A 20727-nucleotide genomic window follows, 5' to 3' on the forward strand; every position below is an offset into this window, starting at 1 on the left:
GCCATGGGATTTGAATTCGATGCGGGCACCATCCGCGGCCTCGGCACGCTGGTGGTCGCCATCGCCTTTATCGGCCTGTCGCTGTGGGTGTTCAGCCCACGGCGCAAGTCGGAGTTTGACGATGCGACCATGCTGCCGTTTGCCGATGAGCCCTCCCCAACCGACGCTCAAGCAGAGCCAGTAACAAGGAGCACTCGGCCATGACTACTTTTTGGAGTACATGGATCTGCGTATTGACCCTCGGCAGCCTGATTGGCCTGACCTGGCTGTTGGTCGGCACCCGCAAGGGCGAAACCAAGGGCAGCGTCGACCAGACCATGGGCCACGCCTTCGACGGTATCGAGGAGTACGACAACCCGCTGCCTCAGTGGTGGTTCATGCTGTTCGCCGGCACGCTGATATTTGCCGTCGGCTACCTGATTCTCTACCCGGGCCTGGGCAACTGGAAAGGCGTGCTGCCGGGCTATGAAGATGGCTGGACCCAGACCAAGGAATGGGACAAGGAAATGGCCAAGGCCGACGCCAGGTTCGGGCCGATCTTCGCCAAGTTCGCGGCGATGCCCGTGGAAGAAGTCGCCAAGGACCCACAAGCGTTGAAGATGGGCGGTCGCCTGTTCGCCTCCAACTGCGCGGTGTGCCACGGCTCGGATGCCAAGGGCGCCTATGGCTTCCCGAACCTGGCAGACAGCAACTGGCGCTGGGGTGGTTCGGCCGAAGCGATCAAGGCTACCATCATGGCCGGTCGCCACGCGGCCATGCCGGCCTGGGGTGAAGTGCTGGGCGAGGACGGGGTGAAAAACGTCGCCGCCTATGTGCGCCACGACCTGGCCAAGCTGCCCTTGCCGGCGGACAACACCGCTGACCTGGCCGCGGGCCAAGCCGCATTCAGCACCACCTGCGTGGCTTGCCATGGCCCACAAGGCCACGGCGTGGAAGCCATGGGCGCGCCGAACCTGACCGAACCAAGCGGGTTTATCTACGGCACCAGCCTGGCGCAGTTGCAGCAGACCATCCGCCATGGTCGCCAGGGCCAGATGCCGGCCCAGGAAGTGCTGCAGGGTAATGACAAGGTGCATCTGCTGGCGGCGTACGTGTATAGCCTGTCCCATAATGCTGATGGTGCAACGCCAGACAGCCAACCGCAGTAAAAGCTCTACCTGTGGCGAGGGAGCTTGCTCCCGCTGGAGTGCGAAGCGCTCCCAAGATTTTGGGGCCGCTGCGCAGCCCAGCGGGAGCAAGCTCCCTCGCCACAGGCATAAGTCGCGACCAAGTGTCGCACCCTCGCAACACCCAACTTTCCCCCCCTCCCATTCGGGTCTACGCTTGTTCCCACAGTGGAGCAATTCTGGCGTAGGCGACGGTATCCGTTGCGCCCCCTAAAATTCCTGTCCACTTGATCAGCTTTCTATTTCGGATTTAATCCTTACGCCAAACATGGAAAGGGCGCAGAATCTGGCGTGGAACGCATTGATACAGGTCAGCCATTGCGTTGCAATGGCCCCTCGCTTTCTACATACTTGCGACCGATTTTACCTATAAAAAAACCTAAACCGTGGAACCTTAGAATGAGCACAGCAATCAGTCCGACTGCTTATAACTATAAGGTAGTCCGCCAGTTCGCCATCATGACGGTGGTCTGGGGGATCCTTGGCATGGGGCTCGGGGTGTTCATCGCCTCGCAACTGGTCTGGCCGCAATTGAATTTCGACCTGCCCTGGACGACCTTCGGTCGTTTGCGCCCGCTGCACACCAACCTGGTGATCTTCGCCTTCGGTGGCTGTGCACTGTTTGCCACCTCCTACTACGTGGTGCAACGCACCTGCCAGACGCGATTGATCTCGGATAGCCTGGCCGCGTTCACTTTCTGGGGCTGGCAGGCGGTTATCGTCGGCGCCATCATCAGCCTGCCGCTGGGCTACACCACCACCAAGGAATACGCCGAGCTGGAATGGCCGATCGCGATTCTGCTCGCCATCGTCTGGGTGACCTACGCGGTGGTGTTCTTCGGCACCATCGTCAAGCGCAAGACCAAGCACATTTATGTGGGCAACTGGTTCTACGGGGCGTTCATCCTGGTCACGGCGATGCTGCACATCGTCAACCACGCGTCCTTGCCGGTCAGCCTGTTCAAGTCCTACTCGGCCTACTCTGGCGCGACGGACGCGATGATTCAATGGTGGTACGGCCACAACGCCGTAGGCTTTTTCCTCACCACCGGCTTCCTGGGGATGATGTATTACTTCGTGCCCAAGCAGGCCGAGCGCCCGATCTACTCCTATCGCCTGTCCATCGTGCACTTCTGGGCGCTGATCACCCTGTACATCTGGGCCGGCCCCCACCACCTGCACTACACCGCCTTGCCGGATTGGGCACAGTCCCTGGGCATGGCGATGTCGATCATCCTGCTGGCACCAAGCTGGGGCGGCATGATCAACGGCATGATGACCCTGTCGGGCGCCTGGCATAAGCTGCGCACCGACCCGATCCTGCGCTTTCTGGTGGTGTCGCTGGCGTTCTACGGCATGTCGACCTTTGAAGGGCCGATGATGGCGATCAAGACCGTCAACTCGCTGTCCCACTACACCGACTGGACCATCGGCCACGTACATGCCGGCGCACTGGGCTGGGTAGCGATGATCTCCATCGGCGCGCTGTACCACATGATCCCCAAACTGTTCGGCCGCGCTCAGATGCACAGCGTCGGGCTGATCAATGCGCACTTCTGGCTGGCGACCATCGGCACCGTGCTCTACATCGCTTCGATGTGGGTCAACGGCATCACCCAGGGCCTGATGTGGCGTGCGATCAATGATGACGGCACCCTCACCTACTCCTTCGTCGAAGCGCTGCAAGCCAGCCACCCGGGCTTTATCGTGCGTGCCCTGGGCGGTGCATTCTTTGCCAGCGGCATGTTGTTGATGGCCTACAACGTCTGGCGCACCGTACGTGCCTCCGACCCGGCGCAAGCCGAAGCCGCCGCCAAGATCGCCGTTGTGGGAGCCCACTGATGAAGCATGAAGTAGTCGAGAAGAATATCGGCCTGCTGGCCTTCTTCATGGTCATCGCCGTGAGTATCGGCGGCCTGACCCAGATCGTGCCGCTGTTTTTCCAGGACGTGACCAACAAGCCGGTCGAAGGCATGAAGCCGCGTACCGCCCTTGAACTGGAAGGCCGCGACGTCTACATCGCCAACGGTTGCGTGGGCTGCCACTCGCAGATGATCCGCCCGTTCCGCGCCGAAACCGAACGCTACGGCCACTATTCGGTCGCCGGTGAAAGCGTGTGGGACCACCCGTTCCTGTGGGGTTCCAAGCGCACCGGCCCGGACCTGGCCCGGGTCGGCGGGCGTTACTCCGATGACTGGCAGCGTGCGCACTTGTACAACCCGCGTAACGTGGTGCCGGAGTCGAAAATGCCGGCGTACCCGTTCCTCGTGGAAAACAAGCTCGACGGCAAGGACACCGCGAAGAAGATGGAAGTCTTGCGCACCCTGGGCGTGCCCTACACCGACGAAGACATCGCCGGTGCAGCGGCCGCTGTGAAGGGCAAGACCGAAATGGACGCACTGGTGGCCTACCTGCAGGGCCTTGGCACCATCATCAAAAGCAAACGGTGACCTACATGGATATCGGGATGATTCGTGGCCTGGGCACCGTTGTGGTGATGGTGGCCTTTGTCGGCCTGGCGCTGTGGGTGTTCAGCCCGCGGCGCAAGTCGGAGTTTGACGACGCGACCATGCTGCCCTTTGCAGATGATCCCGAAGCCATCAAGCACGTCGAGCAAGCTTCTAGGAGTAACAAAGAATGACTACGTTCTGGAGTCTGTACGTCACAGTCCTCAGTCTGGGTACCATCTTCGCCCTGACCTGGCTGCTGCTGTCGACCCGCAAGGGCCAGCGCACCGAGCAGACGGACGAGACCGTCGGCCACTCCTTCGATGGCATCGAGGAGTACGACAACCCACTGCCCAAATGGTGGTTCATGCTGTTTGTCGGCACCATCGTCTTCGCCCTCGGCTACCTGGTGCTCTACCCCGGCCTGGGTAACTGGAAGGGCCTGCTGCCGGGCTATAACTACCTGGACAACGACAAGCAAACCGCCTTTGCCAACGGCCAGACCGGCTGGACCGGCGTGCACGAATGGGAAAAGGAAATGGCCAGATCGGAAGCCAAGTTCGGGCCGATCTTCGCCAAATTCGCATCGATGCCCATTGAAGAGGTGGCCAAGGACCCGCAAGCCCTGAAGATGGGCGGCCGGCTGTTTGCCTCCAACTGCTCGGTGTGCCACGGCTCCGACGCCAAGGGCGCCTACGGTTTCCCTAACCTGACCGACGCTGACTGGCGCTGGGGCGGCGAGCCGGAGACCATCAAGCAAACCATCATGCAAGGCCGCCACGCAGTAATGCCAGGCTGGGCCGAAGTCATCGGCGAGCAAGGCGTGGCTGACGTAGCAGGCTTTGTGGTGACCAACCTCGATGGCCGCAAGCTGCCCGAAGGCGCCAAGGCAGATGTAGCCAACGGCGAGAAACTCTTCGCCGCCAACTGCGTGGCGTGCCACGGCCCGGCCGGTAAAGGCACGCCAGCCATGGGCGCCCCCGACCTGACGCACCCGGGCGCATTCATCTACGGCTCAAGCTTCGCGCAATTGCAACAGACCATTCGTTATGGCCGCCAAGGTCAGATGCCAGCGCAGGAGTTGCTGCAAGGCAATGACAAAGTGCACTTGCTGGCGGCGTACGTGTACAGCCTGTCCCATGGGGATAAGAAGGCAGAAGAGCAATAAATCCTCGCACACAAAAAAGCCCCGCCCAGCGAAAACTGGCGGGGCTATTTTGTTTCTGGCTTGCGAGTGACTCGTCGATTGCCGCAACCGCTCTGGTTCATGGGCTTACCGTGGTCACACGCAACGTCAGCGACTTCAAGTCCAGCGGCGTTGCGCTGATCAATCCATGGGGCGAATGACCGTCTTGCGAGCAAAAACCGTCCGTACTTCACAAGTCAATTGATCCAGACAAAGTCCCCCAACTGCAACAGATCATTCGCTCTGGTCGCTGAGATTAATACTTAAACATCTTATTAAATTCCCGTCGGCGATTACGCAACGGCGCATGAAAATTATCCAGCCGTTCCAAATCAAACTTATCAATACTGCCCTCCGATGAGGGAGCACCTACTTTATCAACACCATGGGCACTACAAAGCTTATTCAAAAGTCCGGGCATTAGAAAAATCATCTTAACCAACTCGACGTTCCTTTCCGACACCTCAGGCTTAAACCCGCAAAGCACTTCAACCAAACTCCCAACCGTAATGCGTCCTGGAGAACCTGGATCTTCAAACACGTTGAAATTTTGCAGCAGTCGTTCCACCACCTCGCCCTCTATCACCTTCGAGTCATCAGGCACTCGATTGCCAGAAAAGGATGGTTGAACGGCAAAACTACGCAACGTCATCGCGCCCGCGGGTACAGCATGATCTGAAGGTGGCAGACCCAAGATAGAGCGCAGATTAAAAACCTCGAAATCTGAAGCATTAAAAACATTATCACTTATCATCTAACACCTCGAAAAAATAGATAAGACCAGCAAAAAAAACCACACACCCATTAGTGAATACCACTTACCAGACAGTTCAATCCGCAGAGCAAAAACATGTAAATGCATGCATACATACTTGGCGACTGGCCACCAGTGAAAACTTCATGCGCAGCAAGTAGTAAACAACCAATCGCACTTGATGCTTGCCTATATATTTACAGCTTATGCCATGGCTATAAAACAGCCGAGCCAGCCTGACACGGCAATATAAAAATATCGCCAAACTTGAATCTGCGCTTTTCCGTGACTCACCCTGCTCACGCCACATCAGCGACTTCTGGCCCAGCGGCGCGCCACTGATTGACCCGAGGGACGAATGACCGGCACACCCACCAAAACCGTCCATACTTCACAAGTCAATTGATCCAGGTCACGTACACCATCATTTGATTTCTCCCAACGCGACCAAAGGTCGCACCCTTTGCACAACATCGGGGGCGTATCATTAGGCCACTGCAACACCCCCCATTTGACCCTGGCTGGCACGTACTGGCCGAGGCAAATCTCCACCGCCGTGGGATGCAATGATGAGCAACCAGATACCGGTACATGACGTTACCCCGCCTGCCAAAAACGCGAGCAATAGCGTCGACCTCTACGCCTCGCGAGAGAAAATCTATACCCGTGCCTTCACCGGCCTGTTCCGCAATTTGCGCATGCTCGGTGGCGCCGGCCTGTTCCTGCTTTACTTCGGCACCGTGTGGCTGAACTGGGGCGGCCACCAGGCGGTGTGGTGGAACCTGCCGGAGCGTAAGTTCTTCATTTTTGGCGCCACCTTCTGGCCCCAGGATTTCATCCTGCTCTCGGGCATTCTCATTGTTGCGGCCTTTGGCCTGTTCTTTATCACCGTGTACGCCGGACGGGTGTGGTGCGGTTATACCTGCCCGCAAAGCGTGTGGACGTGGATCTTCATGTGGTGCGAAAAGGTCACCGAAGGCGACCGCAACCAGCGCATCAAGCTGGACAAGGCGCCCATGGGCGCCAACAAGTTCCTGCGCAAGTTCAGCAAACACACGCTGTGGCTGTTGATCGGTTTCGCCACCGGCATGACCTTCGTCGGCTACTTTTCGCCGATCCGCGAGCTGGTGTTCGATTTCTTCACCGGCCAGGCCGACGGCTGGTCGTATTTCTGGGTCGGCTTCTTCACCCTCGCCACCTACGGCAACGCCGGCTGGCTGCGCGAGCAGGTGTGTATCTACATGTGCCCTTACGCGCGCTTCCAGAGCGTAATGTTCGACAAAGACACCCTGATCGTTTCCTATGACCCGCGCCGTGGCGAAGTGCGCGGCCCGCGTAAAAAGGGCGTCGACTACAAGGCCCAGGGCCTGGGAGACTGCATCGATTGCACCATGTGCGTGCAGGTGTGCCCGACCGGCATCGATATCCGCGACGGCCTGCAAATCGAGTGCATCGGCTGCGCCGCCTGTATCGATGCCTGCGATAACATCATGGACAAGATGGACTACCCACGCGGCCTGATCAGCTATACCACCGAGCACAATCTGTCCGGTCAGAAGACCCATAAGTTACGCCCACGGCTGATCGGCTATGCGCTGGTGCTGCTGACCATGATCGGCTTGCTGGTCGGCGCATTCTTCATGCGCTCGCTGGTGGGTTTCGATGTCAGCAAGGACCGCGTGCTGTACCGGGAAAACGCCGAAGGGCGCATCGAAAACGTCTACAGCCTGAAGATCATGAACAAGGACCAGCACGACCACACCTACGTGCTCGACGCCGCCGGCCTGCCGGACCTCAAGTTGCAGGGGCGACGCGAAATCAAGGTGGCCGCCGGCGATATCGTCAGTATGCCGGTGGAGTTGTCGAGTGCGCCGGAGCAACTGCCGTCGAGCACCAACGAGGTGACTTTCATCCTCAAAGATGCCGATGACACCAGCGTTCATATTGAAGCCAAGAGCCGATTCATCGGCCCACAAGTTCGTTAAACAGGGAACACAAGAATGCCCGCAACCACTGCTGCAAGCCCTTGGTACAAGCACCTCTGGCCCTGGATCATCATCGCGATCCTGGCCTGCTCGGTGACGCTGACCCTGTCCATGGTGACCATCGCGGTCAACAACCCGGACAATCTGGTCAACGACAATTACTACGAGGCCGGCAAAGGCATCAACCGCTCCCTGGACCGTGAACGCCTGGCCCAGACGCTGCAACTGCGTGCCAAGTTGCACCTGGATGAACTGACCGGCGAAGTCGAGTTGCACCTGACCGGTAACAGCGGCCCTGCAACCCTGGAACTGAACCTGATTTCCCCGACCCAGCCGGAGAAGGATCGCAAGATCGTCCTGGCCCGCAGTGATAGCGAGCAGGGCCGCTACATCGGCCAGGTCACCGACAAGGTTGAAGGCCGGCGTTTCGTGGAACTGCTTGGCGTGGAAGGCAGCAACACCTGGAGGATGTTCGAGGAAGAAGAGGTCAGCCACGACAAAGACTTGCTGTTGGGTGACGAACCATTGCAGGGTGCCGAAGACCTGAAAAAATAGCAGCGCCCATGACCAGCCCAATCCCCTGCTACCACTGCGCCCTGCCCGTCCCATCCGGCAGCCGGTTCACCGCCCGGATCCTCGGCGAACGCCGCGAACTCTGCTGCCCCGGCTGCCAGGCCGTGGCCGAAGCGATTGTGGCCGGTGGGCTGGAAAGCTATTACCAGCACCGCAGCGAAGCCTCGGCCAACCCCGAGGCGCTCCCGGTGCAACTGGTGGATGAGCTGGCGCTGTACGACCGCGCCGATGTGCAAAAACCCTTTGTGCGCCATCAAGGCGACTTGGCCGAAACCACTCTGTTGATGGAAGGCATCAGCTGCGCCGCCTGCGGCTGGTTGATCGAGAAACACCTGCGCAGCCTGCCCGCGGTGGCCGAGGCGCGCCTGAACCTGTCCAACCATCGCTTGCACGTGCGCTGGGCCGATGGGCAACTGCCGTTGAGCCAACTGCTCAGCGAACTGCGCCATATCGGCTACGCCGCCCACCCCTATCATGCCGACCGCGCCGCCGAACAATTGGCCAGCGAAAATCGCCTGGCCCTGCGTCAACTGGGGGTTGCCGGCTTGCTGTGGTTCCAGGCGATGATGGCAACCATGGCGACCTGGCCGGAATTCAATATCGACCTGAGCCCGGAGTTGCACGTGATCCTGCGCTGGGTTGCGATGTTTCTCACCACACCCATCGTGTTCTATAGCTGCGCGCCGTTCTTCAAAGGGGCGCTGCGTGACATACGCACGCGACACCTGACCATGGACGTATCGGTATCCCTGGCAATTGGCGGTGCGTACCTGGCGGGCATCTGGACCGCGATCACTGGCGTGGGCGAATTGTATTTCGATGCCGTGGGCATGTTTGCGCTGTTCCTGCTGGCCGGGCGTTACCTTGAGCGCCGCGCCCGGGAGCGCACCGCAGCGGCCACCGCTCAATTGGTCAACCTGTTGCCCGCCTCCTGCTTGCGCCTCCAAGGTGATGGTCAGAGCGAACGCATCCTGCTCAGTGAACTGGCATTGGGTGATCGTGTCCTGGTGCATCCCGGCGCGGTGCTGCCGGCGGATGGCGTGATCCTCGACGGCCAATCCAGCATCGATGAATCCCTGCTGACCGGCGAGTACCTGCCACAGCCGCGGCGGGTCGGCGACAGCGTTACGGCTGGCACGCTGAATGTCGAGGGCGCACTGACGGTCGAGGTGCGCGCCCTGGGCCACGACACGCGTCTGTCCGCCATTGTGCGCCTGCTGGAGCGCGCCCAGGCCGAGAAACCACGCCTGGCGCAAATCGCCGACCGTGCCGCGCAGTGGTTCCTGCTCTGCTCGCTGATCGCCGCCGTGCTGATCGGCCTGCTGTGGTGGGAACTGGACCCGTCACGCGCATTCTGGATTGTGTTGGCGATGCTGGTGGCGACTTGCCCGTGTGCACTGTCCTTGGCCACCCCAACCGCCCTGACCGCTGCCACCGGCACCTTGCACACCCTGGGGTTGCTACTGACCCGCGGCCATGTGCTTGAAGGCCTGAACCAGATCGACACGGTGATTTTCGACAAGACCGGCACCCTCACCGAAGGACGCCTGGCGTTGCGCGCCATCCAGCCCCTGGGCGCGCTGGACAGCGACCAGTGCCTGGGCCTCGCCGCCGCCCTGGAGAACCGCTCGGAACACCCGATTGCTCGTGCCTTTGGGCGTGCGCCACTGGCCGCTGATGAAGTGTTGAGCACCCCTGGCCTGGGCCTGGAGGGTCGGGTGGGGGACCGCCTGTTGCGTATTGGCCAACCGGGTTTTGTCTGCGAACTCAGTGGCTGCGCGATTCCCGCCTCACCGGACGAAGCCGGGCAATGGCTGCTGTTGGGTGACAACAGCGGCGCCCTCGCCTGGTTCGTACTCGACGACCGCCTGCGCAGCGACGCCCCTGCCCTGCTCGCAGCGTGCAAGGCACGCGGCTGGCGTACGCTGCTGCTCTCGGGCGACAGCTCACCGATGGTCGCCAGTGTGGCCCTTGAGCTGGGCATCGACGAAGCCCACGGCGGCCTGCGCCCTGATGACAAGTTGCAGGTGCTGCAAAACCTGCACAGGCAAGGCCGCAAGGTGCTGATGTTGGGCGATGGCGTCAATGATGTGCCGGTGCTGGCCGCCGCCGATATCAGCGTGGCCATGGGCTCGGCCACTGACCTGGCGAAAACCAGCGCCGACGCGGTGCTGTTGTCCAACCGCCTGGATGCCTTGGTGCAGGCCTTCAGCCTGGCGCGGCGCACCCGTCGAGTGATCATTGAAAACCTGCTGTGGGCCGGGCTGTACAATGGCCTTATGCTGCCGTTTGCCGCCCTGGGCTGGATCACACCAATCTGGGCAGCCATCGGTATGTCCCTCAGTTCGTTGACCGTGGTCCTTAACGCATTGCGCCTGACTCGCCTGCCGAGCGCGCACGCTAAAGGTACCGCCCCAGTAACCCGCCCGCTGCCGGCCTGAGCCGCGTGGGCATGGAGTGCAGATGCCAGCTCTATACGTGATGATTCCGGCGGCGCTGCTGTTAGTGGGTGTGGCGATCTACATCTTCTTCTGGGCCGTGGACAGCGGCCAGTACGAGGATCTCGACGGCCCCGCCCACAGCGTGTTGTTCGACGACCAGGACCCGAACCACCTGGCCGCCATCGACCAAGCCAACAGCCCCGAACAACCGCCCAAAGATCCACCCCATGCTTGAGCTGGCGCCCCTGCTGGTCTCGGCGCTGATCCTCGGCCTGCTGGGCGGCGGCCATTGCCTGGGCATGTGTGGCGGACTGATGGGCGCCCTGACCCTGGCGATCCCCAAGGAGCAACGCAGCCGCCGCTTTCGCCTGCTGCTGGCGTACAACCTGGGGCGCATCCTCAGCTATGCCACGGCCGGCTTGCTGATTGGCCTTGCCGGCTGGGCGGTGGCCAACAGCCCGGCGGCGATGTTCATGCGCGTACTCGCCGGGTTACTGCTGATTTGCATGGGCCTGTACCTGGCCGGTTGGTGGAGCGGCCTGACCCGCATCGAAAGCCTCGGACGCGGCCTGTGGCGGCATATACAGCCCGTTGCCAACCGTTTGCTGCCGGTGTCGAGCCTGCCGCGCGCCTTGCTGCTGGGCGCGCTGTGGGGCTGGTTGCCGTGCGGCTTGGTCTACAGCACCCTGCTGTGGGCCGCGAGCCAGGGCAATGCGCTGGACAGCGCGTTGCTGATGCTCGCGTTCGGCCTCGGCACCTGGCCGGTGCTGCTGGCCACCGGGCTGGCGGCGGAGCGTGTCACCGCGCTCTTGCGTAAACGCAGCGTGCGCATGGCCGGCGGCCTGTTGGTGATCATCTTCGGTATCTGGACCTTGCCGGGCCCGCATCAGCACTGGCTCATGGGTCATTGAAAGCCCCTGTGGCATAGCGCCGCTCCCCGTTGATGCAAATCAACATGCCTTGCCAGCCCTGCCCCTAGACTCGGCCCACTAGCCAATCCGGGGGACCGCCCGCATGCTCGACGCCATTCGTTGGGACACAGATCTGATTCACCGCTACGACTTGGCGGGGCCGCGCTACACGTCCTACCCTACCGCCGTCCAATTGGACAGCCAGGTCGGCACCTTCGACCTGCTCCATGCCCTGCGCGAAAGCCGCAAGGCGGTACGGCCGTTATCGGTGTATGTGCACGTACCGTTCTGCGCCAACATTTGCTACTACTGCGCCTGCAACAAGGTGGTCACCAAGGACCGTGGTCGCGCCCAGGCCTACTTGCAGCGCCTGCAGCAGGAAATCCAGCTGGTGGCCTGCCACCTCGATCCGAAGCAGCCAGTGGAGCAATTGCACTTTGGCGGCGGCACACCGACTTTTCTCAGCCACGACGAACTGCGCCAGGTGATGAATTGCCTGCGCCAGCATTTCAATTTGCTCGATGATGATTCGGGCGACTATGGCATCGAAATCGACCCTCGCGAAGCCGACTGGGCCACCATGGGCCTGCTGCGCGAGCTGGGTTTCAACCGCGTAAGCATCGGCCTGCAAGACCTTGACCCCGAGGTGCAACGAGCGGTCAATCGCCTGCAAAGCCTGGAAGAGACCCGCGCAGTGATCGATGCGGCACGTACCCTGCAATTTCGCTCGATCAATATCGATTTGATCTACGGCTTGCCCAAGCAATCACCGCTGAACTTTGCGCGCACTGTGGAAGAAGTCATCCGCTTGCAGCCGGACCGCTTGTCCGTATTCAACTACGCCCATCTGCCGGAACGTTTCATGCCCCAACGGCGGATCAACACCGACGAGCTGCCCTCGCCGGCCGAAAAACTGCTGATGCTGCAAACCACCATTGAACAACTGACCCAGGCCGGCTACCGCTATATCGGCATGGATCACTTCGCCCTGCCGGACGACGAACTGGCCATCGCCCAGGAGGAAGGCAAGCTGCAGCGCAACTTCCAGGGCTATACCACCCACGGGCATTGCGATCTGATTGGGTTGGGCGTTTCGGCGATCAGCCAGATTGGCGACTTGTATTGCCAGAACAGCAGCGACCTCACCCACTACCAGAACGCCTTGGCGGGCGCACAACTGGCAACCAGCCGTGGTTTGGTCTGCACCACTGACGATCGTCTGCGACGGGAAGTGATCCAGCAGTTGATCTGCAATTTCAGCCTGGGGTTCGAGGCGATCGAACAGGCGTACAACATCGACTTTCGCGGCTACTTCGCCGAGCTATGGCCGCAATTGGAGACGATGGCCACCGATGGCCTGATCGAGTTGGACGCCCGGGGCATTCGTGTGCTGCCGGCCGGGCGCTTGCTGGTGCGTTCAGTGTGCATGGTGTTCGATGCCTATCTGGAGCACCAGAACAGGCAACGATTTTCGCGGGTCATCTAGACGTTCTTACTTCATGGCCAGGCTCGCGGCCTTGACCGCATCACCCGCGCTCATGTCTTTCATCGCCTTGGTCAGGGATGCCTGGGCGCTGGTCAAGCTGGCTTGCAGCGCGCTCAACGCTGACTGCAGCCCGGAGAGCCGGGCACGGGCCTGTTCAGGGCTGAGACTTCTGTCGGCCATTACCGCTGCCATCTCAGCCTGCTTCTCGGCAATCTGCTTTTTGATCTCACGAATCATCTTGAGCAGATTCTTGACGTTGTCCGCCAGGCCGCTTTCGTCGATGTCACTGTTTGAGGTTTTTTCCGCCGCGGCAGCTTTCATCGCGGCGCCGGAAATGGTCACCGAAACGGCAGGCTTGGCTTCATCCGCTGTCGGAATCGCGGCAACATCGGAATCGGCAGCTTTCTTGGTTTCGGGCTGTGCCTGGATCTGAGTACGCGAAGCGAGTTGAGTACTGAGGGCTAACATGTTTTGAGTCGCCGTATTTGTAGTCGATAGCAGTACTATCGGCGGTTTTAGCCAGATCTTTATATACCGACAGGTTTTTTGTACACGCTGGCCTCCATACCCCCCAGTGCGTTACCCTTACGTCTTATGTGTGTTTTCCCACAAGGATTTAAGAAATGTCCGAGCCAGTTAAACTGCGCGCTCACAGCCAGGCCCATTGCAAGGATTGCAGCCTGGCTCCCCTCTGCCTGCCACTTTCGTTGAATCTGGAAGACATGGATGCGCTGGACGACATCGTCAAACGCGGCCGCCCATTGAAAAAAGGCGAATTTTTGTTTCGCCAGGGCGACAAGTTTGATTCCGTCTATGCAGTACGTTCGGGCGCATTGAAGACGTTCAGCCTCAGCGACGGCGGCGAAGAACAAATCACCGGCTTCCACCTGCCCAGCGAGTTGGTCGGGCTGTCGGGAATGGACACCGAGATTCACCCGGTGTCGGCCCAGGCCCTGGAGACGACGTCGGTGTGCGAAATTCCTTTCGAGCGCCTGGACGAATTGGCCCTGCAACTGCCGCAACTGCGCCGCCAATTGATGCGCGTGATGAGCCGCGAGATTCGTGACGACCAGCAAATGATGCTGCTGCTGTCGAAGAAAACCGCCGACGAGCGCATCGCGACATTCCTGGTCAACCTGTCGGCGCGCTTCCGTGCCCGTGGTTTCTCGGCCAACCAGTTCCGCCTGAGCATGTCGCGTAATGAAATCGGCAATTACCTGGGCCTGGCAGTTGAGACCGTGTCCCGCGTGTTTACCCGCTTCCAGCAGAACCAGTTGATTGCTGCCGAGGGCAAGGAAGTGCATATCCTCGACCCGATCCAGCTTTGCGCATTGGCCGGGGGCTCACTGGAGGTCTGATCCAGACACTGCGGCCGCGCCAATCGGCAAGGCCGCAGGTATACTTCGAGTCCGTTTTCCGCCCAGGACTCTGCGACGATGACCTTCGATTCGTTCGACATCAAATCCCTGATTCGCCCTGTCATCGACTTCCCCAAGCCTGGGGTTATCTTTCGTGACATCACCCCGCTGTTCCAATCACCCCGCGCCCTGCGCCTGGTAGCCGACAGCTTTGCCCAGCGCTATGTCGAAGCCGATTTCACGCATATCGGTGCGATGGATGCCCGCGGTTTCCTGATCGGTTCGATCATCGCCTACCAGCTCAACAAGCCGCTGATCCTGTTTCGCAAGCAAGGCAAGCTGCCGGCGGATGTGCTGGCCGAGGGTTACCAGACCGAGTACGGCGAAGCCTTCCTGGAAGTACACGCCGACAGCCTGTGCGAAGGTGATTCGGTGCTGATATTCGATGACCTGATCGCCACGGGTGGCACCCTGATTGCTGCGGCCAACCTGGTACGGCGCATGGGCGCGCAGATCTTTGAAGCGGCGGCGATTATTGATTTACCGGAACTGGGTGGTTCGCAGCGGTTGGAAGACATGGGGATTCCCACGTTTTGCCTGACGCAGTTTGGGCTGACTGAAAGGTAAGGGTCGTCAGTACTGCAGTCATCGCGGGCAAGCCCGGCTCCCACCTTGGAATGCATTCCCCTGTGGGAGCCGGGCTTGCCCGCGATGAGGCCCGAGAGAACACCCCGGTTCACAACCCCATCTGCTTGCTGATGATTTCGTTCATCACTTCGCGCGTCCCGCCCCCGATCGACAGAATCCGGTTATCGCGATACAGCCGCTCCACCAGGCTACCCCGCATGTACCCCTGCCCGCCCAACATCTGCACCGCGTCATAGGTCACCCGGTCAGCTGTATCCGTGGCCAGGTTCTTGGCCATGGAAATCTCCTTGATCACGCTCTTGCCAGCGGCCATCTTCGCCGCCTGACGGTAAGTGAACTCGCGGGACACTTCCACGGCAGTGGCCATTTCCGCCAGGCGGTGCTTGAGCACCTGGAACTTGCCGATGGGTTTACCGAACGCTTCGCGCTGGGCGGCCCACTTGAGGCTTTCTTCCAGGGCCAGTTGCGCGGTCATGTTGGCCATCAGCGCCAGCGCCAGGCGCTCGCTCTGGAAGTTGCCCATGATGCAGGCAAACCCCATGTTTTCAGCGCCGATGAGGTTGCCGACGGGCACGTGGCAGTCGTCGAAAAATAACTCGGCCGTGTCCGACGCCCACCAGCCCATCTTCTTCAGCGGCTGGCCAACGGTGAAACCGGGGGTGTCTTTTTCAATCAGCAACAGGCTGATACCGCCGAAGCCCGGCCCGCCGGTGCGCACCGCCACAGTATAGAAATCCGCCCGAATGCCGCTGGTGATAAAGGTCTTGGCACCGCTCACACGGTAGTGCTCACCGTCACGCACGGCGCGGGTGTGCAGGTTGGCGACATCAGAGCCGCCACTCGGTTCGGTAACCGCCAGGGCGATGATTTTCTCGCCGGCCAGCACCAGGGGCGCTATACGCTCCCGCACGTCAGGCCGGGCCCATTTGACGATGGGCGGCAGGCCGATATCCAGGGAGCCGAGCCCGGCCACCACACCACCGGAACCGCAACGCATCAGTTCTTCGCTGGCGGCGACCTTGGCGAACAGATCGCCTTCGTGGCTTCCACCCAATGCCTCGGGGTAGCCGATCCCAAGAATGCCCGCCGCTCCGGCTTTGAGGTAAAGCTCACGAGGAAAGCTCTCAGCCTCCTCCCAGTGCTCGATCCCCGGCAACATCTCGCGCTCGACAAACCGGCGCACGCTATCGCGGACCAATTGGTGGCTGGGGTCGAAGTATTCCTGATAGGCAGACATCGGCAAGCTCCATGGCGAGATGGAACGAACTTACCAAGCGCTTGCTTGGTTATCAAGCCGTACACGATTTTCACCGACACCACAAAACCAATGTGGGAGCCGGGCTTGCCCGCGATGCAAGCGCCTCGGTTTTTCAGTTACACCGTGGTGATGCTATCGCAGGCAAGCCAGCTCCCACATTGGGGGCTGCAATGGGCGTTAGAGGGCGATCGGCTTGCGGCCTGCGAACGAGTGCGCCAAGGTACCGCCATCCACCAACTCCAACTCGCCCCCCAACGGCACGCCATGGGCAATCCGAGAAGTGATCAAGCCCTTGTTGGTCAGCAGTTGGGCGATGTAATGCGCCGTGGCTTCACCTTCCACCGTCGGGTTGGTCGCCAGGATCACTTCGCTAAAGGTGCCCTGCTCTTCAATGCGCGCGACCAGTTGCGGGATACCGATGGCTTCCGGCCCCAAACCGTCGAGCGGCGACAGGTGGCCCTTGAGCACAAAGTAGCGGCCGCGATAACCGGTCTGCTCCACTGCATACACATCCATCGGCCCCTCCACCACGCAGAGCAACGTGTCGTCGCGACGGGGGTCGGCGCATTGCGGGCAAAGTTCTTCTTCGGTGAGGGTGCGGCACTGACGGCAGTGGCCCACGCCTTCCATGGCCTGGCTCAGAGCCTGGGCCAGGCGGGTGCCGCCACTGCGATCACGCTCCAGCAGTTGCAGCGCCATGCGCTGGGCAGTTTTCTGGCCAACACCTGGCAAGGTGCGCAGAGCGTCGATCAGTTGGCGAATCAGGGGGCTGAAGCTCATGGGCGAAGGGTCCGACAAAACAACGAGACGCGGTTTATACCCGCGCCCCGGATTAGCGTCAAATACTCAATCTTGCGCGACGCGCACCACCAACTTGCCGAAGTTGCGTCCCTCCAGCAAGCCGATAAAGGCTTCAGGCGCTTGCTCCAGGCCATCGACCACATCCTCGCGGAACTTGATCTTGCCATCGCGCACCCACGGCGCCATGGCGCTGAGGAATTCCGGCTGGCGGTCGCCATAGTCGTCGAACACGATAAAGCCCTGGATACGCACACGCTTGGTCAGCAAGGTGCGTTGCAGTGCCGGCAAGCGATCAGGGCCGCTGGGGGTTTCATGGGCGTTATAGCCGGCGATCAACCCGCACAGCGGCACGCGCGCCTTGGCATTGAGCAGCGGCAGCACCGCATCGAAGACCTTACCGCCGACGTTTTCGAAATAAATGTCCACGCCTTTGAAACAGGCCAGGGCCAACTCATGGGCGAAGTCTGCGCTCTTGTGATCGATACAGGCGTCAAAGCCCAGCTCATCCACCACATAGCGGCACTTGTCGGCACCGCCAGCAACCCCCACCACGCGCAAGCCCTTGAGCTTGGCCACCTGCCCCACCACCGAGCCCACCGCGCCGGACGCAGCCGCCACCACCAGGGTTTCCCCGGCCTTCGGCTGGCCAATATCCATCAGGCCCATGTAAGCGGTCATGCCTGGCATACCCAACACGCCCAGAGCCATCGACGGGCTCGCAAGCCCCTTGGGCAATGGCATCAGGTTCTTGCCGTCGCAGATACTGTGGCTCTGCCAGCCGGTGGCACCGACCACCAGATCACCTACCTCGAATTTCGGGTTGCGTGATTGCTCGACACGGCTGACAGCACCGCCGGTCATCACTTCGCCGATTTCCACGGGCGCGGCGTAGGACGGCGCGTCACTCATGCGTCCACGCATGTAGGGGTCCAAAGACAGGTACAGCGTCTTGAGCAGCACCTGACCGTCTGCCAGATCCGGCAGGCTTACACGTTCCAGGCGGAAGTTTTCCGGCGTGGGTGCGCCTTGAGGGCGTGAGACCAGAACGATGCGTTGGTTGAGCGTCATTTCTTGAGGCATCAGCGGGGCTCCTTTTATCGATGAGAATTCAGCGGTATAGGGTGCAGACCATAGGCAACGGGCCGGGGTTCGATGTTTCGTGCGCGCAAAAAAAATGCCAGGCGCAATGCCCGGCATTTGAGTCTAGCCAACGTTTGTATCAGAACGGCAGTTTCATGCCCGGTGGCAGCTGCATGCCAGCCGTCACGCCGGACATTTTGTCCTGGCTATTGGCTTCGATCTTGCGCACAGCATCGTTGACGGCTGCGGCGAACAACGCTTCGAGCATTTCCAGGTCATCTTCGCCCACGCCAGGCAACACGCTAGGGTCGATGCTGACACGCTTGATGTCGTGACGACCGGTCATCACCACGCTGACCATATCGCCACCGGCTTTACCGGTGACTTCGGCGTTGGCCAGTTCTTCCTGCATCTTGGCCATTTTTTCCTGCATCTGCTGTGCCTGCTTCATCAGGCCGGCCATGCCACCTTTCATCATGGGAATCACCTCAAAAGTACGTGGATCAATAAATAGCCCGGTGTCATGACGCTTGGGGCACCGGGGCTTCGACAGGTTCAATAGTATCGTGGCGGACGACCGCACCGAACTGTTGCATCATTTGTTGGATAAGCGGATCAGCGTGGATCGAATCCTCAGCCTCGCGCTGGCGGTTCAGACGCCGACGGGTCGCGGCCTGGGCCGGGGTTTCCTGCTCGGGCTTGATCAGTTCGATGGCGATGGTCAGCGTGCGCCCATGGTATTGGTTGAGCGCATCGTTGAGCCGACGCTGCTGGGTCGCATTGAACAAGGCGCTGTGGGCCGGATCCAGGTGCAGCAGCCAATGGTCGCCCTCGATGGAGATCAGTGTGCAGTTGGCGGCGATACTCCCGGTCATGCCGGAGATCGGCAATTTCGGAAACAATTCCAGCCATTGCAGGGCCAGGCCGGTGGCCGGGGCCGCAGCCGGTTCTGCCTCGGGCTCGGGCGCTGGCTCGGCGGTGTGCTCGCTGGCCAATTCGTCCAGGTAGCTGTAGGCCGAATCCATGTCCGGCTCGATGTAGTCTTCGTCCAGCGGCGGTTCGTCGTCCAGGTCGATGCCGGGCGTCGCGGCCTCGACCTGGGCTACCGTCGGCTCGGGAACCGGCGCCGATACCCACTCAGGGGCATCCGGCACCACGCTGTCCGGGGTCGGCGCAGGCATCGGCGTCAGCTCCGGCTGCTCGCCGGCAGTTTCCAGTACGGGTTCTACGGCGGGCTGTTGCTCAGCCTCGGGCTCAGTCTCTGCTTCGACCGGATCGTTCCAGGGCAGGTCGACCACGGGGGCGGGCTCGATAACCGGCTCGGGCTCAACCACAGGTGCCACTGCAGCCGGCGCAGGTTCGGGCTCAGGTGCCGGCGCCACCGGCGCAGACACTACTGGCGCGACAACGGCCGCGCCAGCCACTGGTTTGGCGGAATCAACTGTGGCCTGGCTGATCCCCACTGGCTTTAGCGGCTGTCTCGGCGCGTCTGCCGAATCCGCCGGCCGGAACGCCAGCATCCGCAGCAGCACCATTTCAAAGCCACCTCGCGGGTCCGGCGCCAGGGGCAGGTCGCGGCGGCCGATCAGGCCCATCTGGTAGTAAAACTGCACATCCTCGGCCGGTAATGCCTGGGCCAGGGCCAACACGCGGTCGCGATCGCCATGGCCGTTATCCACGCCTTCCGGCAGGGCCTGGGCGATAGCGACGCGGTGCAGCACATTGAGGATTTCCGAGAGCACGCCATTCCAGTCCGGGCCTTGCTCCGACAGGTGGCGCACGGCCTCAAGCAATGCCTTGGCGTCGCCCTCGATCAGCGCGTGCAGCACGTCGAAGACCTGGCCGTGGTCCAGGGTACCGAGCATGGCGCGCACATCGGCAGCCATCACCTTGCCTTCGCCAAAAGCGATGGCCTGGTCGGTGAGGCTCATGGCGTCGCGCATCGAACCGTCGGCAGCGCGGCCCAGCAACCACAGGGCGTCGTCTTCGAACGGTACGTTCTCGACACCCAGCACATGGGTCAAATGCTCGACCACGCGCTCGGGCGTCATGTTCTTCAGCGAGAACTGCAGGCACCGCGACAAAATGGTTGCAGGAAGTTTCTGCGGGTCGGTGGTGGCCAGGATGAACTTAACGTAGGGCGGCGGCTCTTCCAGGGTTTTCAACAGCGCATTGAAGGAGTGGCTGGACAGCATGTGCACTTCGTCGATCAGGTAGACCTTGAAGCGCCCACGGCTCGGCGCGTACTGCACGTTGTCGAGCAGCTCGCGGGTATCTTCGACCTTGGTGCGGCTTGCGGCGTCGATCTCGATCAGGTCGACGAAACGCCCTTCGTCGATCTCGCGGCAGACCGAACAGGTGCCGCAAGGCGTTGACGTGATACCGGTCTCACAGTTCAGGCACTTGGCGATGATGCGCGCAATGGTGGTCTTGCCCACCCCGCGAGTACCGGTGAACAGATAGGCGTGGTGCAGCCGCTGGCTGTCCAAGGCATTGATCAGAGCCTTGAGCACATGGGTCTGGCCGACCATTTCGCGGAACGAGCGCGGGCGCCATTTACGTGCAAGAACCTGATAACTCATCGAAAACCGTCGCAACTGGGAAGCGGAAGCCGGTAATGCTAGCGGAGCAGG

Annotated in this window: 21 protein-coding genes and 1 pseudogene; 15 read left to right on the forward strand and 7 right to left on the reverse strand. The window is 61.0% G+C overall.

What is annotated here, in order from left to right:
* The first annotated feature begins 3 nt into the window (after positions 1–3).
* From LJX92_RS19190 to LJX92_RS19220, 7 genes and pseudogenes are all read left to right on the forward strand, one after another.
* On the forward strand, positions 4–204 hold the full coding sequence (locus LJX92_RS19190) for a CcoQ/FixQ family Cbb3-type cytochrome c oxidase assembly chaperone (protein ID WP_032879966.1): 201 nt from the start codon (positions 4–6) through the stop codon (positions 202–204).
* Complete coding sequence (gene ccoP / locus LJX92_RS19195) at positions 201–1148, forward strand: cytochrome-c oxidase, cbb3-type subunit III (protein WP_228308821.1); 948 nt, start codon at positions 201–203, stop codon at positions 1146–1148. The genes LJX92_RS19190 and ccoP (LJX92_RS19195) overlap by 4 nt, the downstream gene beginning before the upstream one ends.
* 417 nt (positions 1149–1565) lie before the next feature.
* Positions 1566–3008, forward strand: a complete 1443-nt coding sequence (gene ccoN / locus LJX92_RS19200) for a cytochrome-c oxidase, cbb3-type subunit I (RefSeq protein ID WP_078822029.1) — start codon at positions 1566–1568, stop codon at positions 3006–3008.
* Entirely contained in the window at positions 3008–3616 is a 609-nt protein-coding gene (ccoO, locus tag LJX92_RS19205) for a cytochrome-c oxidase, cbb3-type subunit II (protein ID WP_003193167.1), read from the forward strand. Before ccoN ends, ccoO begins: the two co-directional genes overlap by 1 nt.
* A 5-nt stretch (positions 3617–3621) precedes the next feature.
* Entirely contained in the window at positions 3622–3807 is a 186-nt protein-coding gene (locus LJX92_RS19210) for a CcoQ/FixQ family Cbb3-type cytochrome c oxidase assembly chaperone (RefSeq protein ID WP_005790274.1), read from the forward strand.
* Complete coding sequence (ccoP, locus tag LJX92_RS19215) at positions 3804–4781, forward strand: cytochrome-c oxidase, cbb3-type subunit III (protein WP_005790276.1); 978 nt, start codon at positions 3804–3806, stop codon at positions 4779–4781. Before LJX92_RS19210 ends, ccoP (LJX92_RS19215) begins: the two co-directional genes overlap by 4 nt.
* A gap of 65 nt (positions 4782–4846) precedes the next feature.
* A pseudogene (locus tag LJX92_RS19220) lies at positions 4847–4960 on the forward strand (VapC toxin family PIN domain ribonuclease); the annotation flags it as partial.
* Positions 4961–5055: 95 nt separating this feature from the next.
* Here the strand turns inward: LJX92_RS19220 and LJX92_RS19225 are convergent.
* On the reverse strand, positions 5056–5553 hold the full coding sequence (locus LJX92_RS19225; RefSeq protein ID WP_228308822.1) for a hypothetical protein: 498 nt from the start codon (positions 5551–5553) through the stop codon (positions 5056–5058).
* Positions 5554–6122: 569 nt separating this feature from the next.
* On the opposite strand from LJX92_RS19225, the gene ccoG reads away from it, so the two are divergent.
* The 6 genes from ccoG to hemN all read left to right on the forward strand — a co-directional run bounded on the left by ccoG (position 6123) and on the right by hemN (position 12949).
* A complete protein-coding gene (gene ccoG / locus LJX92_RS19230; protein WP_032879961.1) occupies positions 6123–7538 on the forward strand; it encodes a cytochrome c oxidase accessory protein CcoG in 1416 nt (471 codons plus the stop codon).
* Positions 7539–7553: 15 nt separating this feature from the next.
* A complete protein-coding gene (locus tag LJX92_RS19235; RefSeq protein WP_032879960.1) occupies positions 7554–8093 on the forward strand; it encodes a FixH family protein in 540 nt (179 codons plus the stop codon).
* A gap of 8 nt (positions 8094–8101) precedes the next feature.
* Positions 8102–10552: a heavy metal translocating P-type ATPase gene (locus LJX92_RS19240; RefSeq protein ID WP_228308823.1), complete on the forward strand. Its 2451-nt coding sequence runs from the start codon at positions 8102–8104 to the stop codon at positions 10550–10552.
* A gap of 22 nt (positions 10553–10574) precedes the next feature.
* A complete protein-coding gene (gene ccoS / locus LJX92_RS19245) occupies positions 10575–10787 on the forward strand; it encodes a cbb3-type cytochrome oxidase assembly protein CcoS (RefSeq protein WP_032879957.1) in 213 nt (70 codons plus the stop codon).
* A complete protein-coding gene (locus tag LJX92_RS19250; protein ID WP_032879956.1) occupies positions 10780–11463 on the forward strand; it encodes a sulfite exporter TauE/SafE family protein in 684 nt (227 codons plus the stop codon). Before ccoS ends, LJX92_RS19250 begins: the two co-directional genes overlap by 8 nt.
* 103 nt (positions 11464–11566) lie before the next feature.
* A complete protein-coding gene (gene hemN, locus LJX92_RS19255) occupies positions 11567–12949 on the forward strand; it encodes an oxygen-independent coproporphyrinogen III oxidase (protein ID WP_032879955.1) in 1383 nt (460 codons plus the stop codon).
* Positions 12950–12955: 6 nt separating this feature from the next.
* Here hemN and LJX92_RS19260 read toward each other — a convergent pair whose 3' ends face one another.
* On the reverse strand, positions 12956–13417 hold the full coding sequence (locus LJX92_RS19260) for a hypothetical protein (protein WP_032879954.1): 462 nt from the start codon (positions 13415–13417) through the stop codon (positions 12956–12958).
* 155 nt (positions 13418–13572) lie between these two features.
* Here LJX92_RS19260 and fnr point away from each other — a divergent pair, with 155 nt between their 5' ends.
* Positions 13573–14307, forward strand: a complete 735-nt coding sequence (gene fnr / locus LJX92_RS19265) for a fumarate/nitrate reduction transcriptional regulator Fnr (protein ID WP_005790290.1) — start codon at positions 13573–13575, stop codon at positions 14305–14307.
* A gap of 78 nt (positions 14308–14385) precedes the next feature.
* Entirely contained in the window at positions 14386–14934 is a 549-nt protein-coding gene (locus tag LJX92_RS19270) for an adenine phosphoribosyltransferase (protein ID WP_005790291.1), read from the forward strand.
* Between the two features lie 109 nt (positions 14935–15043).
* Here the strand turns inward: LJX92_RS19270 and LJX92_RS19275 are convergent, their stop codons facing one another.
* The 5 genes from LJX92_RS19275 to dnaX form a co-directional block, all read right to left on the reverse strand.
* Positions 15044–16192 (reverse strand): acyl-CoA dehydrogenase family protein, encoded by a 1149-nt coding sequence (locus LJX92_RS19275; RefSeq protein ID WP_228308824.1) that lies wholly within the window; start codon positions 16190–16192, stop codon positions 15044–15046.
* A gap of 198 nt (positions 16193–16390) precedes the next feature.
* Entirely contained in the window at positions 16391–16993 is a 603-nt protein-coding gene (recR, locus tag LJX92_RS19280; RefSeq protein WP_005790294.1) for a recombination mediator RecR, read from the reverse strand.
* 66 nt (positions 16994–17059) lie between these two features.
* Positions 17060–18094, reverse strand: a complete 1035-nt coding sequence (locus LJX92_RS19285) for an NADP-dependent oxidoreductase (RefSeq protein WP_032879952.1) — start codon at positions 18092–18094, stop codon at positions 17060–17062.
* A gap of 139 nt (positions 18095–18233) precedes the next feature.
* On the reverse strand, positions 18234–18572 hold the full coding sequence (locus tag LJX92_RS19290) for a YbaB/EbfC family nucleoid-associated protein (protein ID WP_003193199.1): 339 nt from the start codon (positions 18570–18572) through the stop codon (positions 18234–18236).
* A gap of 43 nt (positions 18573–18615) precedes the next feature.
* Positions 18616–20676 carry a DNA polymerase III subunit gamma/tau gene (gene dnaX, locus LJX92_RS19295; RefSeq protein WP_228308825.1) on the reverse strand — a complete coding sequence of 687 codons (2061 nt, stop codon included), beginning with the start codon at positions 20674–20676 and terminating at the stop codon, positions 18616–18618.
* Positions 20677–20727 lie beyond the last annotated feature (51 nt).

Origin of the sequence: Pseudomonas sp. HN8-3, from assembly GCF_020790195.1 — a bacterium.
Lineage (GTDB): Bacteria > Pseudomonadota > Gammaproteobacteria > Pseudomonadales > Pseudomonadaceae > Aquipseudomonas > Aquipseudomonas synxantha_A.